General features: G+C 46.4%; 14 protein-coding genes. 9 read left to right on the top strand and 5 right to left on the bottom strand.

The features are described 5' to 3' along the window. Window positions 1-56: 56 nt before the first annotated feature. Together R7Z78_RS23055 and rarD are read right to left on the bottom strand one after the other, a co-directional pair. A complete protein-coding gene (locus R7Z78_RS23055; RefSeq protein ID WP_104975690.1) occupies window positions 57-854 on the bottom strand; it encodes an AraC family transcriptional regulator in 798 nt (265 codons plus the stop codon). Between the two features lie 73 nt (window positions 855-927). Continuing rightward, window positions 928-1,845: an EamA family transporter RarD gene (rarD, locus tag R7Z78_RS23050; RefSeq protein WP_005378774.1), complete on the bottom strand. Its 918-nt coding sequence runs from the start codon at window positions 1,843-1,845 to the stop codon at window positions 928-930. Between the two features lie 178 nt (window positions 1,846-2,023). On the opposite strand from rarD, the gene recQ reads away from it, so the two are divergent. The 3 genes from recQ (at window position 2,024) to R7Z78_RS23035 (ending at window position 5,083) form a co-directional block, all read left to right on the top strand. Further along, window positions 2,024-3,859 carry an ATP-dependent DNA helicase RecQ gene (gene recQ, locus R7Z78_RS23045; protein WP_104975689.1) on the top strand — a complete coding sequence of 612 codons (1,836 nt, stop codon included), beginning with the start codon at window positions 2,024-2,026 and terminating at the stop codon, window positions 3,857-3,859. Window positions 3,860-3,868: 9 nt separating this feature from the next. Beyond that, window positions 3,869-4,174, top strand: a complete 306-nt coding sequence (locus R7Z78_RS23040) for a DUF3630 family protein (protein ID WP_104975688.1) — start codon at window positions 3,869-3,871, stop codon at window positions 4,172-4,174. Window positions 4,175-4,408: 234 nt separating this feature from the next. After that, complete coding sequence (locus R7Z78_RS23035) at window positions 4,409-5,083, top strand: 7-cyano-7-deazaguanine/7-aminomethyl-7-deazaguanine transporter (protein WP_104975687.1); 675 nt, start codon at window positions 4,409-4,411, stop codon at window positions 5,081-5,083. 223 nt (window positions 5,084-5,306) lie between these two features. On the opposite strand, the gene R7Z78_RS23030 is transcribed toward R7Z78_RS23035, so the two are convergent. The 3 genes from R7Z78_RS23030 to rhlB form a co-directional block, all read right to left on the bottom strand. Then, entirely contained in the window at window positions 5,307-6,950 is a 1,644-nt protein-coding gene (locus tag R7Z78_RS23030) for a sugar nucleotide-binding protein (protein WP_104975686.1), read from the bottom strand. Between the two features lie 172 nt (window positions 6,951-7,122). After that, window positions 7,123-8,616 carry a guanosine-5'-triphosphate,3'-diphosphate diphosphatase gene (gene gppA / locus R7Z78_RS23025; RefSeq protein ID WP_104975685.1) on the bottom strand — a complete coding sequence of 498 codons (1,494 nt, stop codon included), beginning with the start codon at window positions 8,614-8,616 and terminating at the stop codon, window positions 7,123-7,125. 20 nt (window positions 8,617-8,636) lie between these two features. Further along, a complete protein-coding gene (rhlB, locus tag R7Z78_RS23020) occupies window positions 8,637-9,950 on the bottom strand; it encodes an ATP-dependent RNA helicase RhlB (RefSeq protein ID WP_054577300.1) in 1,314 nt (437 codons plus the stop codon). 111 nt (window positions 9,951-10,061) lie between these two features. Here rhlB and trxA point away from each other — a divergent pair, with 111 nt between their 5' ends. The 6 genes from trxA to fre all read left to right on the top strand — a co-directional run bounded on the left by trxA (window position 10,062) and on the right by fre (window position 15,882). Next, window positions 10,062-10,388, top strand: a complete 327-nt coding sequence (gene trxA, locus R7Z78_RS23015) for a thioredoxin TrxA (RefSeq protein WP_004745500.1) — start codon at window positions 10,062-10,064, stop codon at window positions 10,386-10,388. A 196-nt stretch (window positions 10,389-10,584) separates the two neighbouring features. Further along, window positions 10,585-11,844 (top strand): transcription termination factor Rho, encoded by a 1,260-nt coding sequence (rho, locus tag R7Z78_RS23010; RefSeq protein WP_005378757.1) that lies wholly within the window; start codon window positions 10,585-10,587, stop codon window positions 11,842-11,844. A gap of 106 nt (window positions 11,845-11,950) precedes the next feature. Then, window positions 11,951-12,943 carry a hypothetical protein gene (locus tag R7Z78_RS23005; RefSeq protein WP_054575528.1) on the top strand — a complete coding sequence of 331 codons (993 nt, stop codon included), beginning with the start codon at window positions 11,951-11,953 and terminating at the stop codon, window positions 12,941-12,943. 91 nt (window positions 12,944-13,034) lie between these two features. Continuing rightward, window positions 13,035-14,888, top strand: a complete 1,854-nt coding sequence (gene ubiD, locus R7Z78_RS23000; protein WP_104975684.1) for a 4-hydroxy-3-polyprenylbenzoate decarboxylase — start codon at window positions 13,035-13,037, stop codon at window positions 14,886-14,888. Then, the gene (locus R7Z78_RS22995) at window positions 14,885-15,154 is read left to right on the top strand and encodes a 2Fe-2S iron-sulfur cluster-binding protein (protein WP_012126600.1); all 270 of its coding nucleotides are present in this window, start codon (window positions 14,885-14,887) and stop codon (window positions 15,152-15,154) included. Before ubiD ends, R7Z78_RS22995 begins: the two co-directional genes overlap by 4 nt. Window positions 15,155-15,168: 14 nt before the next feature. Then, entirely contained in the window at window positions 15,169-15,882 is a 714-nt protein-coding gene (gene fre, locus R7Z78_RS22990) for an NAD(P)H-flavin reductase (RefSeq protein ID WP_005382872.1), read from the top strand. Window positions 15,883-16,194: the final 312 nt, after the last annotated feature.

Genomic DNA, 16,194 nt, shown 5'->3' with positions numbered 1-16,194 from the left:
GTGGTAAGTCACCTGTGGCGCTTGTAAAAAACTGACAGCTTTCTCGGTAAATGAAATTAACGAGCCACTTGAGAAGGGGAAACGCCGTAGGTCTGTTTAAACGCTTTGCTGAAATGCGCTTGATCGTAGAAACCGATCTGGTGGGCGACGTCGGTACCACATTGACCAGCTTGCAGTAACTTCATGCCTTGTTCGAGGCGCAGGCGTGCGAACCATGCATAAGGCGTCATGCCAGTTTGCGCTTTAAAGTGGCGCTGGAACTGCGTTGGGCTCAGTTGGCACAGCTCTGATAGCGAATCCAAACGCACCGCTTGGTCAAGGTTAGCCATTAGATAATCTTTTAACGTCCCAAGCGATTGGTTTCCTAGCGGCACCACTTTTTGTCGCTCAAGCGATCCGTAGCGATCAAAAAGCTGGTTAAATCCTTCAAAAGGAAGGCAATCTTTGGTGAGTTGGCTGAGGTTTTCACGACGAAGTAGCCCGTGTAAGTTACTAAGTTGTGAAAATATCTGTGGATCCGAGATGATCAGCTCGTTGAAGTGTATTATTTGACCGTTTTGCTTAAGATCAGCCAGATCGCTCAATAGGTGAGGCTCGATCGCAAACACATTTACTTCGTAGCCACTTTCGAGCTTAGATTGCCCGTCGTGCAGCTCATCCGGCGGCATAATCACAATTTGCCCGTGACCAACTTGGTGGTTGTTACCTTGATATTGGAACTTCTGCGCACCATGCGTGATCAGGCCGAGATGAAAATCCAGATGGTAATGCCTTTGAAAAGCAAATTTCTGGTATTTCGCCTCTATTAGACTCAAGTTGTCATGGTCGGTTGCGTAGTACTGAATATGTTCCATTAAACAAAAAAAAGCTTGGTCACATTATGACCAAGCTTATCTGGCAATTTCTAACTTGTCTTGTAAAAAACGATCACTGTGGCTGAACGATTCGGCGTGAGCGACGGTTATTACGTAATCCATCAAAGCTAAACACGACTAGTGCTCCCCAAATAAAGACGAAAGTGATCGCTTTATCCATGGTAAAGGGTTCGCCATACATCAATACTGCAAGTAAAAACATTAAGCTTGGGCCTATATATTGGAAAAAGCCCAAAGTCGATAATTTGAGTCTTGTTGCTGCACCCGTAAAGCACAGCAGTGGCAGGGTTGTTATAACCCCAGCAGCGATCAACAAACTATTTAACGTAAGTGGATTCGTAAGCATATTTGAGGTTGGTGTATCGGCAATAAAAAGCAAATAAACAGCGGCCACCGGCAGCAGAAGTAATGTCTCGATAAACAAGCCAGTTTTTGCATCGACACTGACTTTCTTTCTTAATAAGCCATAAAAGCCGAAGCTCATTGCTAACGCCATCGCAACAACAGGTACGGAGCCAAATACAATCAGTTGAACGAGTACGCCACAACCTGCCAATACAACCGCGAACCACTGTAATTTACGCAGTCTCTCTCCCAAAAATACCATCCCGAGTAAGACGTTGATCAGTGGGTTAATGTAATAACCTAAGCTGGCGTCGAGCATATGATTCGAGTTTACCGCCCAAATGAAAATCAACCAATTGCCGCCAATTAACATGGAACTTGCGATCAGGTAAGCGATTTTCGTTTTGTCTTTCGCGATGTGGTAAGCCGAGCGCCAGTGACGGCCAAAATGGAGGAGTGCAGCAAGCAAAAAGAAAGACCATATCACTCGGTGGCTTAGAATTTCCAAAGGAGATACTTGTGCGATGGACTTAAAGTACATCGGCGCAATGCCCCACATGGTATACGCGCCAATCGCTAGCAAGATGCCTTGCCGCGCGCGTTGTTGTTCGTCTTCTGGTGTCATGAAGTGTCACCTAATTGTGTGTTTTATAGAGCAGAAAATCAGTATACGAGTCGTGATGCGAAACACCTAACAATTTGCGGTTTTATTCACCATGAAACCCCATTACAATGTGCCCTCACTTTGTGTGCCAGTGGTATGCATAAGCACCTCTTTTTTAAGACCCAATCTGAGACTTTTCATGACCTCGACCTTGTTAGCCGAACAATCTGATTCGCCTGTAACGCCTCAACGTGTGTTGGAGGATGTGTTTGGTTACCAAGAGTTCCGTGATGGTCAGCAGTTGGTGATTGACGCTGCGGTAGAAGGTCGCGACAGCTTAGTTATCCTGCCTACTGGTGGCGGTAAGTCGCTGTGTTATCAAATCCCTGCTTTGGTTCGCTCTGGCATTACTTTGGTCATTTCTCCGCTTATCTCGTTGATGAAGGACCAAGTGGACCAGCTTAAAGCCAACGGTGTAGCGGCTGAGTGCATTAACTCGACCATGCCTCGCGAAGAGCTGCTCAGCGTGTATAACCGCATGCACACTGGTCATCTTAAGTTGGTGTACGTCTCGCCAGAACGCGTATTGATGCGTGATTTCATTGAGCGCTTGGAAAACCTGCCGTTATCGATGATTGCTGTCGATGAAGCGCACTGTATTTCCCAGTGGGGACACGATTTTCGTCCAGAATACGCCGCGCTTGGTCAACTCAAGCAGCAGTTTTCCCATGTGCCATTTATGGCGCTGACGGCGACGGCGGATGACGCAACGCGTCGAGATATTCTTGAGCGTCTGCAACTGAATAATCCAGAGGTTTATCTAGGCAGCTTCGACCGTCCCAACATTCGCTACAACTTAGTTGAGAAGCACAAGCCGGTTTCGCAAATCGTTCGTTATCTTGAAACCCAAAAGGGGAATTGCGGCATCATCTATTGTGGTAGCCGTAAGAAAGTTGAGATGGTGACCGAGAAGCTGTGCAACAACCACATTCGTGCTGCTGGTTATCACGCAGGTATGGACGCTGATGAGCGCGCTTACGTTCAAGAAGCTTTCCAACGTGATGACATTCAAATTGTAGTGGCGACCGTGGCATTCGGTATGGGCATCAACAAACCAAACGTGCGTTTTGTGGTTCACTTTGATATCCCGCGCAACATCGAGTCTTACTATCAGGAAACAGGTCGTGCAGGGCGTGATGGTCTACCTGCGGAAGCCATGATGTTGTATGACCCAGCGGACATCAGTTGGCTGCGCCGTATGTTGGATGAGAAAGACGATGGTCCACAGAAGCAGGTGGAAACCCACAAACTGAATGCGATGAGTGCCTTTGCTGAGGCGCAGACTTGTCGTCGTCAGGTGCTATTGAATTACTTTGGTGAGTATCGTGAGAAGCCATGTGGCAACTGCGATATTTGCTTAGATCCACCGAAACACTTTGATGCCACGGAAGAAGCGCGTAAGGCATTGTCTTGTGTGTACCGTGTTAATCAGAGCTTTGGTATGGGCTACGTGGTAGAAGTGCTACGTGGCATGCAAAACATTCGTGTACGTGAAAATGGGCACGATAAGATTTCTACTTACGCGATAGGGCGCGATCATAGCCACGATTACTGGGTGAGTATTTTCCGTCAGTTAATCCACAAAGGGCTGCTGTTCCAAAACATCACTCGTAACTCAACGTTGCAACTTACCGAAGAGGCGCGTCCGTTGTTGCGTGGCGATGTGACTCTGGAGTTAGCGGTTCCACGTTTAGACACCGCAGCACGTGCGGCGAAGTCGGAAAAACTGACCAGTAAGAACTACGACAAGAAGCTATTTGCTAAGTTACGCAAGCTGCGTAAATCGATTGCTGATGAAGATGGTTTGCCACCATACGTGGTCTTTAGTGACGCGACTCTGATTGATATGGCGGAGATCTTGCCAACGTCTTACGGCGAAATGCTGGCAGTGAGTGGCGTTGGTCAGCGCAAACTAGAGAAGTACGCCGACCCATTCCTCGATTTGATTCAAGAACACATTACTCACCACGGATAAGGAACCAAGATGCAAAAGGAATTTGGCTTAGCGGATTACATGGCACAAGAAGGGCGCTTAATCATTACCGCGCCGAGCTTTGACCTTGATAGCTTTCCTGCTTTAGGTGAGCGTTTAGTCGGCTTGCTTTCTGCTACTGTGGTGGAAAAACAGTGGGATGCGGACATTCACTCTTGGTTGATTGACTTTGAAGGTTGCCGACTGTTTATGAAAGCAGAGCATTACAGCGAAGCGATTTGGTTTGAAGCTTTAGCGATTGAAGAGAGCAGGGAAGAGCTGAATTATCTCGCAGGATTGTTCCAACGCGGTTTTTAAAAATAGAGTTTTTTTAGAAAGGGTGTTTCACATGAAACACCCTTTTTTATGCTCAAACGTTTGCGTAAGACAGACGACTTGCGGCGAAAAGTGGTTAATGTATAATCGCCCACCGCTTCGCTCGGAATGAGCCAAGCCAGTTTATTTTTCATTTTACATTGTTGGTAAGAGCCACTTTATTCAGTGACTCGATTTGGGTTCCCTCACCCCCAAACCAAACTAAAAAGGTATCGCATGAGTAACTTTACCCCTGCGCAGCAGCGCAACGCCCTTATCTATCTGGCTCTATTCCACCTAGTCATTATTGCATCTAGCAATTACCTAGTTCAGCTACCGTTTACTATTTTCGGTTTCCATACCACTTGGGGTGCATTCACTTTCCCATTTATCTTCTTAGCGACTGACTTAACTGTGCGTATTTTCGGTGCTCAGTTGGCACGTAAGATCATCTTCTTAGTGATGTTGCCTGCTTTGGCAGTGTCTTACTTCTTATCGGTGGTGTTCTTCGAAGGTCAATTCCAAGGTTTTGGCCACCTAGGGGAATTTAACTTATTCGTTGCTCGTATCGCGATTGCTAGCTTCATGGCGTACCTACTTGGTCAGATCATGGATGTGCATGTGTTCAACCGCCTACGTCAAATGAAGCAATGGTGGGTGGCACCAACGTGTTCAACGCTTTTCGGTAATGCACTTGATACCATCGCTTTCTTCGCCATTGCGTTCTACCAAAGCCCAGATCCATTTATGGCTGAGCATTGGACGGAAATCGCGCTGGTGGATTACGGCTTCAAACTGATTATTAGTCTTGGTTTGTTCGTTCCTATGTATGGCGTACTACTGAATTACCTAATTAAGAAGCTGACTGCGGTGAACCCTGACTTTAAGGTGACCACAAGCGTTCAGTCTTAATATCAGTGGGAACCCCGAAAGCCGCTTGCTCAAATCAAGCGGCTTTTTTGTGCCTGTTTACTTGGGGTTAGAGGGTTTTGTACAGCATGGGGAGTAATTAGATCATGGGTGTCCAAAAGCTCCCTAAGCTGTACAAAGGTAAAAATGGAGTAATAAAAAAGGTCCCGAGTGAGACCTTTTTATCGAAGTTACGGAACGTAGAGGAAGCTAGTTGGTGAAATGGCTAACGGAGCGTCTTCTCAATCAAAATGGCTTTTTGCGCATCGAAGGCGCCAAGTTGCAGGCCGTTCTCCCAACTGATGCTTTGATTGAACATCGCCAACATCAAACCGACACTGCGTTGATTGGCGTCCTGCCAGCAATCAGACTCGCTGTACTCTCCATCATTTATCGCGTTGCCATTAACGAGAATGGGCTCGAAACGCCATTTTTCTCCGACACGGTAGTAGCCTTTGCTGGTTAAGGTCTGGTTGGATTGAATCGTTAGATTGTGCTCGATGCCCGGTTCACCTGTTAGTTCAAATACAAACCTTAGCTGGTGGTCGTCACATTGCAGCTCAACGATCAGTTGGCCGTTTTCCTCAACCAGTGTTGATTGAGAGTAGTCTCCGAAGCAATGCAGCAACCAAGAAATAGGGTGGCTAGCTGTCTCAAGAAACCACTCTTTGAGCGTGAAGGTGCCTGGTAGATTAACTTGGGTGACTAGATTGACCACACAAGGTTGGATTTGCGAGGCGAGCCACTTCTCTATCGTCTTGGCGGTCTCTAGCTGAGCAAAGGCGTAATTAACCAATAGGTTGGAGTTCGGTTGCTGCCAGTGAGTGATGTCGGAATTCAATCCCACCAATGGCTTTTCACAAATCAGCTTGGTTGAACCTAACGTCTTTATGATCTCTGCATGAGTATGCGCAGGTGTCGCGATGGTCACGACATCGAGTTGTTTGAGTGCGCTGATGTTCGTTTCTGCCTTTAGGATTGCTTCCTCACTGCACGCTTGCTGAAGCGGTTCTATTTGGTTGGCGCATAACGTTGTGACCGATACACCATTGTTTCGATAGTGGGGAATGTGCGTGCGTCCCCAGTTGATGCCTATGATGCCAGCTTGTTTGATTTGCTCTGGCTTGTTGAAACGTTCACTCAATGGCGGCAAGGCAATTCGTTCATCTGTTAGACGTTGGTCATGGTGATAATCATTGCTTGGCAGCACTTGCCATGGCTTGTTGTAATGCTGCTTGAGTGCACAAACGAGTTCGTAGAAATTCCACTTATCCTTTAAGTTGCTATCAAGATGGTATAAACCGGCTTCGTTCCGCTCAATAAGCTGCAAAAAGGCGAGTGCAGTATCGTCCATATGAGAAGTCGCGGGATACCAAGCTGTGCTAGCGGTAATAACGCCGTACTCTTCATATTGGCGGTCGAGATGCGCCAACATGTTATTGCCTTCTGCTTGGTGATGGAGCTGCCAACCAATTCGAGCAACCATCGCATCTGGATTTGCTTGCCAGATTGCATCTTCACAACGAACTTTGTATTTGCCGTAATCATCTTGGGTGTTTCTTTCTTCAAAGATGCCATAAGGCCCGTTTTTTGTGGCATCAAATACCATTGCTGTGCTGACAAAGAGGTAAGGAATGTTGCGCTGTTTGCAGTGTTCACCGAGCCATGCTGCCCACTCTTCACTTCCCATCGCCATATGGCACACCACATTGATGTGGTGTTGCTGCCAAAATTGTTCACTTTGCTCTGGATCATCTGGTGAGATTTGGTGGTGATTCCACTCCAATATGTTCCAGCCGCGTAGGTGAAACTGATGAGCGACTTTTGGGGCGAGGGTGCCAGTTAAGCCAGTCATTAAAACGGTTTTCATGATGGTGCATCTTGGTTGGCTAAATTGTGTTTATCAATAAAGCATGGCTGTTTTTCGATGTAGAGCGGAGAAGCTGAGATTTTTGCTGGGCAGCACGTTTTGTAGGGGAAGTAGAAGCAAAAAAGCCCAAGCGAACGCCTGGGCCTTAGTATTGTAAGGCAGTGATATTCGCTTATTTTGCTACGATATTTAATGGCCAGCCGATGTCTGTCTGACGGTTGGATTCAATTTCCAACTCAGCCGCAGTCAGTGGGTTTTTCTCTAGCCATTGCGCATCAATGTGTAACGTTAGATCGTCGCCTTCAACCGTTAGAGTCACATTTGGCTCTAGATCAGGATTGCGACGATGGCTGAGTAGAACCGCAAGACGCAACAGTCTCAATACTCGTTTGGCACTTGAGCCTGATAATGCATGCTGCTCAGGTAAAGAAGTGAGCTGTTCGCGATAGCGACGAGCCACTTCACCAATAAAGAACTTCTGTGCGCGCGTGTAACCAGGCAGATCCAAATTCTGCAGCAAGTAAGCACTATGCTCTCCGCCTTTTTTGAAATCGATAGTTAAACCAATTTCATGCAGTTTTGCGGCGGTCTCGAGTAATATCTTGCCCTGAGGCTCTGTAATCCACTCATCGCCCCCAGCTTGCTGTAAAAGCGTGTGTGCCAGAGTAGCGACTTGTTCGCCGTATTGGTGATCGAGCTGATAACGATTTTGTACGCTAGCGATAGTGCGGGCACGAATGTCTTCTTGACGAAGCTCTTCAACCATCTCATACACTAAGCCTTCGCGTAGTGCGCCGCCAGCCAGTGTCATAGCATCGATTTCAAGCAACTCAAAAACGGCAATCAAAATAGAGAGGCCACTAGGGAACACTAATGCACGCTCAAGTGTTAAGCCTTCAATATCGAGCTCTTCTAAATGGTCGGCCAACATGGCTTGCTTCTGTAGACGCTTGAGTTTGGAGTGAGTGATTACTTCGTCCATGCCTTGCGCCAGCATTATCTCTTGCAATGCCTGAACAGTGCCTGATGCACCAACGCACACATCCCAACCAATTTCAGTATAACGTTCTAAAATCGGCTGGATGGTCTGTTTCGCTCCTTCAATTGCCGCGTCAAAGTTACGAGCATTCAATTGGCGATCTTTAAAGAAGTTTTCAAGCCAAGTCACGCAGCCCATTTTTAAGCTGGTCAGTGCTTTGGCTTCGAAACCTTCACCGATAATCAGTTCGGTACTTGCTCCACCGATATCGACTACAAGGCGACGACCACTACCGCCAGAGGTGTGAGCGACACCTTTATAGATCGTGGCAGCTTCTTCTTCACCAGTAATCACTTCGATAGGCTGGCCTAGAATTTGGTTAGCCTTTTCTAAAAACACATCTACATTGGTCGCGGTACGTAATGTTGCAGTACCGACGATGCGAATGTTTTGTTTAGGAATGTCCTGCAAGCGTTCCGCAAATAGACTTAAGCAGTCCCATCCTCGCTGCATAGCTTCCATACTAAGAGAATTATGTTCATCTAAGCCCGCTGCTAGACGAACTTTGCGCTTAATTTTAGCCATTGTTTGAACGCTGCCATCGATGTGACGCACAACGAGCATGTGAAAACTGTTCGACCCGAGGTCGATGGCGGCATATAGCGGTGATGATCCTGCTTGACTCATAAAACGAACTCAGTTTCCTATTACGATTGTTTTGGGGCCGATTGACGCGGTTGGCGTGGACGACGTCCCTGCGGCTTACGGTTACCAGAACGGGTACCGCCAGTATTCGTGCGGCGCTGTTGGTTGCGTGGTGCACGCATACGAATCGGAGCCGGTAGATCTTGAATCAGTGCCGACGAATCGTACTCTGAAACTGGGATTGTATGCTCAATGTATTCTTCGATTGCTGGTAGGTTAACCGCGTACTCTTCACAAGCAAAACTGATCGAATGACCGCTCGCACCAGCGCGACCAGTACGGCCAATACGGTGAACATAATCTTCACAGTCGTCAGGAAGGTCGTAGTTGAAAACGTGCGTTACCTGAGGAATATGCAGGCCACGCGCTGCAACGTCAGTTGCAACTAGGATGTCGACATCACCTTTGGTGAATTGCTCAAGAATCTTCTCACGCTTCTTCTGCGGTACATCGCCAGTAAGAAGGCCTACACGGTGTCCATCGGCAGCCAAATGACCCCAAACCGATTCACACTTATGCTTGGTATTGGCAAAAATGATAGCGCGATCTGGCCACTCTTCTTCAATTAGTGTTTGAAGCAGCGCCATTTTGTCTTCATTCGAAGGATAGAAAAGCTCTTCCTGGATACGGTGGCCAGTTTTTTGTTCTGGTTCGACAACGACATGCTCAGGAGTATTCATGTGTTCGAATGCCAGTTCTTGAACGCGGTAAGACAGCGTTGCTGAGAACAGCATGTTCAAACGCTCTTTTGGCTCAGGCATACGACGGAACAAGAAGCGAATGTCTTTAATAAAGCCAAGATCGAACATGCGGTCGGCTTCGTCCAGAACAACAGCTTGAATGTTGTTGAGGTTAAATACGCGCTGTTTGTAGAAATCGATGATACGGCCTGTTGTTCCGATCAGAATATCTACGCCGTCTTGCAGTTTCGCAAGTTGCTTGTCGTAGCTTTCACCACCGTAAGCTAGAGCGGTTTTTAGACCTGTGCTTTCAGTTAATGATTCTGCATCATTGTAAATCTGAATAGCGAGCTCACGTGTAGGCGCCATAATAATTGCGCGTGGCTGTGTAGGCTTACGACCTTCATGTTCCGGAGTCGTCAGAAGGTGGTTGAACGTAGCAGTAAGAAACGCGAGCGTTTTACCAGTACCCGTTTGGGCCTGGCCTGCGATGTCTTGGCCGGTGAGCAGGACCGGCAACGCCAAGGCTTGGATAGGGGTACAAAATTCGAACCCTTTTTTGTCCAATCCTTCAATAACTTGGGGCTTTAAGCCCAAATCGGCGAACTTTTGCTCTGTGATATGCGTCTTTTTCATGGCTATAGAATATCAGCTAAAGCTTGCAATACGAAAGTAAATACATTCCAATAGGGCATCTAATTACTGGTTATCATCCAACCAGTTTCGAAAAACACATTGGAGTGGAAGATGAGTGATAAGATTTTGCAGCTAACTGATGACGGTTTTGAAAACGATGTAATCAACGCTGCAGGCCCGGTTCTAGTGGATTTTTGGGCAGAATGGTGTGGTCCTTGTAAAATGATCGCTCCTATTTTGGACGAAATCGCAGACGAGTACGAAGGCAAACTCACTATCGGTAAACTAAACATCGACCATAACGCAGGTACACCACCTAAGTTTGGTATTCGCGGCATTCCAACGCTATTACTATTTAAAGATGGTAACGTAGCGGCAACGAAAGTAGGTGCTCTGTCTAAAACTCAACTAAAAGAGTTCCTAGACGCAAACTTATAATCACCAAGTGATTACAGATAAAACCGTGCAAAGTTACAATGCACGGTTTTGTTTTTCTAACTCTGGACTAGAATACTAATTAGTGCTAACTTATCGCGCGTTAATTGAACAAATTTCTCTTCTTGGTCGATCCTGAGACCAAATCCATCTTAACTAGAAAACAGATCTTATTTTGACTAAACAAGAATCCACCACCATGAACCTTACCGAACTGAAGAACAGACCTGTGTCTGACCTTGTAAAACTGGGCGAAAGCTTAGGATTAGAGAACCTAGCTCGCTTAAGAAAACAAGACATCATCTTCGCGATTTTAAAAGCGCACGCTAAAGGCGGCGAAGACATCTTTGGCGATGGGGTTCTGGAAATTCTGCAAGACGGCTTTGGTTTCCTACGCAGTGCAGATAGTTCATACCTTGCGGGTCCGGACGATATCTACGTATCACCAAGTCAGATTCGTCGCTTTAACCTACGTACTGGTGACTCTATCGCTGGTAAAATTCGTCCACCAAAAGACGGTGAACGTTACTTTGCCCTTCTAAAAGTCAATACCGTTAACGACGATAAACCAGACAACGCCCGTAACAAGATCCTATTTGAAAACCTTACCCCTCTACATGCGAATGAGCGCATGGTTATGGAGCGTGGTAACGGTTCAACAGAAGACATTACAGCACGTGTTTTAGACTTGGCATCGCCAATCGGTAAAGGTCAACGTGGTCTGATTGTTGCTCCGCCTAAAGCGGGTAAAACAATGCTTCTGCAAAACATCGCGCAAAGCATCGCGTACAACCACCCAGAGTGTGAGTTGATGGTTCTTCTTATCGACGAACGTCCAGAAGAAGTAACTGAGATGCAGCGCCTAGTTAAAGGTGAAGTGGTTGCGTCGACTTTCGATGAGCCAGCATCTCGTCACGTACAAGTAGCGGAAATGGTGATCGAGAAAGCAAAACGTCTTGTTGAACATAAGAAAGACGTGGTTATCTTGCTTGACTCTATCACTCGTCTAGCTCGTGCTTACAACACCGTAGTGCCTTCATCAGGTAAAGTACTAACTGGTGGTGTGGATGCAAACGCATTACATCGTCCTAAGCGTTTCTTCGGTGCTGCACGTAACGTAGAAGAAGGCGGCAGCCTAACTATCATCGCAACGGCACTAGTAGATACTGGTTCTAAAATGGATGAAGTTATCTACGAAGAGTTCAAGGGTACAGGTAACATGGAACTGCACTTGAACCGTAAGATTGCTGAGAAGCGTGTATTCCCTGCGATTGACTTCAACCGCTCAGGTACACGTCGTGAAGAGCTACTGACGAAGACTGACGAACTACAGAAGATGTGGATTCTGCGTAAGATCGTTCACCCAATGGGCGAAATCGACGCAATGGAATTCCTAATCGATAAGCTAGCGATGACGAAGACCAACGATGAGTTCTTCGATGCGATGCGTCGTCAATAGTCTCAGATAAGTTATTCTGCGAAAAGCCACCGTATATCGGTGGCTTTTTTATTGCTTTCTCCCGATAGAAGTATCAGAATGAAGGAAATGTTATCGGGAGGTTAACATGCAACAAGGAATGTTGTCGTCATTACTCCTGAGCTTGTCACTTATCACTCTACCTGCGACATTATCTGCCAAGGAAATGCATGAGTCTGTAGTAGAGCAGTGGCTTCAGGATACTCAAATACAGGCTAAAGTCTCTGAACTGCTTGATTACGCTGTCAGAGATGAAGTCGACTCGCTTAAATTTGCCCTTGATAGACTTGCTTTGCCTCAACAAGAGGTGGTGCGCTTTCAATTATTGGAAAAGCTTGAAAAGCAAGATGTGATTCTCACGCCTCGAATGGCTCTGTTTGTTGAGTCCCAGATCCGTATGACCCCGACTTATCAAGTGTTAGAGCGAGGTGATGGGTATGAATTTAGTGTACCCGCTTTTAACTTTCCCGTTATTGCGAGTCGCTTGATTAAGCGTTGGAAACAAGACCAAAGTACCTTGGACTTTGTCTTACAAGCTGAACGAAGAGAGCTTAACTTAAAGCAATGGCTTACAGGGCCATCTCAACAAGCTCAAGCGCGTGAAGCGCTTTTGATTCGAGAGTTAGACAGTTTATCACCCAACGCGCTTGCTGCATTAGCGGCCCAGTTAACCAAAGCAAATGTGACCAGTTGGTTACCCTCGACGGCCGTGATAGTCAGGTTGGCACAAGTTAGTCAGGATGAGGAAGTGTACAATTTACTCTGGCGGATGAAAGCCGATTACAACAGCCAGTCCGAACTTGAGCGTTTAGCTGCGGTTGGAGACGTTTTTTCCATTCAGCAATTGATGAATGCCACAGTTAACCCATCACTCAAGCCAGAAGCTATTAGTCTACTTACAAAATCTAACCCTCTATCTCCGCAAGTAAAGCAGTTTCTAGTTAGAAAAATGGCGTTATCAGAAGAAGCAACCATGGTTGCTCGAGAGCTTGCTCAACAAGGGCATCAAACCTGGTTGGAAGAGTTAGTATCTTCGAACCATCAGATAAAGACTCGGCAGATTGAACAAGTATTAAAGTAATCTTGCTCACATACCCACACAAAATAGGAGGATCTTAGCGTCCTCCTATTTGTTATACTGCGGACAGTTTAATCAGCCAGCATGAAGGCCTATGAGTTTTAAGGATTTACGCGAATTTATCGACCACCTAGAACAGAAAGGTCGACTTAAACGCATCACTCACCCTGTCGATCCCGCTTATGAAATGACAGAAATCAGCGACCGCACCTTGCGTGCTGGTGGACCTGCGCTGTTGTTTGAGAACCCAATCGGCTACGACGTACCTGTTTTGACTAACCTGTTTGGTACACCAGAGCGTGTCGCAATCGGCATGGGACGTGAAGACGTTAAAGAATTAAGAGAAGTCGGTAAGCTGCTGGCTTATTTAAAAGAACCTGAGCCACCAAAAGGCTTCAAAGACGCTTTAGAAAAACTGCCTGTGTTCAAACAAGTATTGAACATGCCGGCTAAGCGTTTACGTAAAGCACCATGCCAAGACATTGTTTGGCAAGGTGATGAAGTCGACTTGGATAAAATTCCGGTAATGAGCTGCTGGGCAGAAGATGTAGCGCCGCTGCTTACTTGGGGCTTAACCGTAACCAAAGGTCCAAGTAAGAAACGTCAGAACCTAGGCATTTACCGTCAGCAGAAAATTGCCAAGAACAAAATCATCATGCGTTGGTTAGCCCATCGTGGTGGTGCGCTTGATCTGCGCGATTGGATGGAAACCAACCCAGGTAAACCTTTCCCAGTTTCGGTCGCGTTTGGTGCAGACCCAGCAACCATTCTTGGCGCAGTAACACCAGTGCCAGATACGCTATCGGAATACGCATTTGCAGGTTTGCTACGTGGAAGCAAAACGGAAGTCGTGAAGTCAGTCAGTAATGATTTGGAAGTTCCAGCGAGCGCGGAAATCGTGATGGAAGGCTATATCGACCCGAATGAGTTTGCTGATGAAGGCCCTTACGGTGACCACACTGGCTACTATAACGAAAAAGAAAAGCACCACGTATTCACCATTACGCACATTACTATGCGTAAAGACCCTATTTATCACAGCACCTACACAGGTCGTCCGCCTGATGAACCAGCTGTATTGGGTGTGGCATTAAACGAAGTGTTTGTGCCGATTCTGCAAAAGCAATTCCCAGAGATTGAAGACTTCTATCTACCGCCAGAAGGTTGTTCGTACCGAATGGCAGTCGTCACCATGAAGAAGCAGTACCCAGGACATGCCAAGCGCGTAATGATGGGTGTGTGGTCTTTCTTGCGTCAATTCATGTATACCAAGTTTGTTATTGTGTGCGATGAATCGGTAAACGCACGAGATTGGAATGATGTCGTGAAAGCCATGTCAGAGCATATGGATCCTGTACGTGATACCTTGATGATAGATAACACGCCAATCGACTCGCTCGACTTTGCTTCACCAGTGGTTGGGCTTGGCTCCAAAATGGGCTTGGATGCGACCATTAAATGGGATGCCGAGCTGGCGACGCGAACCGAGGTCACTGAGCGAGACAGCAAAGCGATTACCGAAGCAGAACTAAATGAGTTGAAACAGCAACGCCCTGAGATTGTTGACGTCTATCTTCCAGTTACAGCAAACGACCAATTTGCTGTCGTGACTATGAAGAAAGACCAAGCTGGTCAATCCCAAGAATTGATGGAACATCTATGGGGCTTCTTTGCTCAGTACACGGATAACAAATTCATCATTTTGTGCGACGATGACGTTAATGCACGAGATTGGAATGACATCATTTGGGCGGTGACAACTCGAATGGACCCAGATAGAGACACGATTCAAGTGCTTGGTAAGACTGAGAGTTCATCCAAATTAGGACTGGATGCGACCAACAAGTTCGAATCTGAAGTCACGCGCGAGTGGGGTACGCCTATCAAAAAAGATCCTAAACTTGTGGCTAAAGTCGATGAGATTTGGGACCAGTTAGGTATTCTATGAGTCATCAAGTCCACCTTCTACCAATGGACGTTAGGTTCCAAGTAAAAGAAGGGGAGACGGTGTTGGAAGCTGCGCTCAACAACAATATTCGCTTCCCACACCGTTGCCAAGTTGGCGCTTGCGCCATGTGTATGTGTAAAAAGCTAACGGGCGAGGTGAGTTACCACCTCGAACCGATGCTAACCGAAAAAGAGCAACAGCAAGGTTGGATATTCCCTTGCCAAGCCTATACAGAAAGTAATTTAGTGCTTACTTTTGATGAGTAAGCGAGAGGAACACCATGACCATCCAATGTAAAGTAAAGTCTATTCAGCCGTTAGCTTGTAATACTTACCAAATCCTTCTTCATCCAGAATCACCAGTGCCTTTTAAAGCGGGTCAGTACCTAATGGTGGTGATGGGTGAAAAAGACAAACGTCCTTTCTCTATCGCAAGCAGCCCTTGTCGTCATGAAGGTGAACTTGAACTGCACATCGGTGCGGCGGAACACAACGCTTATGCACAAGAAGTTGTCGAAGCAATGCAAGCGGCGCTTGAAACTGATGGTCAGATTGAAATTGATGCGCCACATGGCGATGCTTGGGTTCAAGAAGAAAGCGAACGCCCATTATTATTAATTGCTGGTGGTACAGGCTTCAGTTACGTTCGCTCGATTCTGGATCACTGCGTAGCGCAGAATAAAACCAATCCTATCTATTTATATTGGGGGGCGCGCGATAACTGCCAGCTTTATGCTAAAGACGAACTGGTCGAGATTGCCGACAAGTTTGCCAATGTTCACTTTGTGCCAGTAGTAGAAGAAGCTCCTGCAGACTGGCAAGGTAAAGTTGGTAACGTGCTACAAGCTGTAGCTGAAGATTTCGAAAGCTTAGAAAACTACGATATCTATATTGCAGGTCGTTTTGAAATGGCTGGCGCAGCACGTGAACAGTTCACTCAGAACAAGAAAGCGAAGAGCGAACGTATGTTCGCAGACGCGTACGCATTCATTTAAATACGGCTTTTAAGGCAGAAAAAGAGGGTTTTTTACCCTCTTTTTTGCTTTTTTGATGAAATAGTCATCGAACAGTCATTTTTTTCCATTTTTTTTCAAAAAAGGGTTGCGAACGGATCTGAGTTCCCTATAATGCGCATCCACCGACACGGCAGACGCGATAAGGCTTCAGCAGGGTCGGAGAGGTGAAAGCTTCTACGAAAAATAAATTGAAAAAGTGTTTGACACTGTCAATTAAATCGCTAGAATGCACCTCCGCTTTGAGAGAAAAACTTCTCGTAAAGCAAGCTCTTTAACAATATAGACCTATCA

The organism is Vibrio sp. 1167 (genome assembly GCF_033340375.1).
Lineage (GTDB): Bacteria > Pseudomonadota > Gammaproteobacteria > Enterobacterales > Vibrionaceae > Vibrio > Vibrio alginolyticus.
Note: the sequence above shows the minus strand (reverse complement) of the source record. Positions and strands in the feature narration are given on the sequence as shown.

What these genes read in the sequence shown, in the direction of transcription:
- R7Z78_RS23035 (WP_104975687.1), top strand. Translation starts at nt 4,409, where the DNA reads ATGAGTAACTTTACCCCTGCGCAGCAGCGCAACGCCCTTATCTATCTG.
- rhlB (WP_054577300.1), bottom strand. Translation starts at nt 9,950, where the DNA reads ATGAAAAAGACGCATATCACAGAGCAAAAGTTCGCCGATTTGGGCTTA.
- R7Z78_RS22995 (WP_012126600.1), top strand. Translation starts at nt 14,885, where the DNA reads ATGAGTCATCAAGTCCACCTTCTACCAATGGACGTTAGGTTCCAAGTA.
- trxA (WP_004745500.1), top strand. Translation starts at nt 10,062, where the DNA reads ATGAGTGATAAGATTTTGCAGCTAACTGATGACGGTTTTGAAAACGAT.
- R7Z78_RS23040 (WP_104975688.1), top strand. Translation starts at nt 3,869, where the DNA reads ATGCAAAAGGAATTTGGCTTAGCGGATTACATGGCACAAGAAGGGCGC.
- R7Z78_RS23055 (WP_104975690.1), bottom strand. Translation starts at nt 854, where the DNA reads ATGGAACATATTCAGTACTACGCAACCGACCATGACAACTTGAGTCTA.
- rho (WP_005378757.1), top strand. Translation starts at nt 10,585, where the DNA reads ATGAACCTTACCGAACTGAAGAACAGACCTGTGTCTGACCTTGTAAAA.
- gppA (WP_104975685.1), bottom strand. Translation starts at nt 8,616, where the DNA reads ATGAGTCAAGCAGGATCATCACCGCTATATGCCGCCATCGACCTCGGG.
- ubiD (WP_104975684.1), top strand. Translation starts at nt 13,035, where the DNA reads ATGAGTTTTAAGGATTTACGCGAATTTATCGACCACCTAGAACAGAAA.
- R7Z78_RS23005 (WP_054575528.1), top strand. Translation starts at nt 11,951, where the DNA reads ATGCAACAAGGAATGTTGTCGTCATTACTCCTGAGCTTGTCACTTATC.
- recQ (WP_104975689.1), top strand. Translation starts at nt 2,024, where the DNA reads ATGACCTCGACCTTGTTAGCCGAACAATCTGATTCGCCTGTAACGCCT.
- fre (WP_005382872.1), top strand. Translation starts at nt 15,169, where the DNA reads ATGACCATCCAATGTAAAGTAAAGTCTATTCAGCCGTTAGCTTGTAAT.
- R7Z78_RS23030 (WP_104975686.1), bottom strand. Translation starts at nt 6,950, where the DNA reads ATGAAAACCGTTTTAATGACTGGCTTAACTGGCACCCTCGCCCCAAAA.
- rarD (WP_005378774.1), bottom strand. Translation starts at nt 1,845, where the DNA reads ATGACACCAGAAGACGAACAACAACGCGCGCGGCAAGGCATCTTGCTA.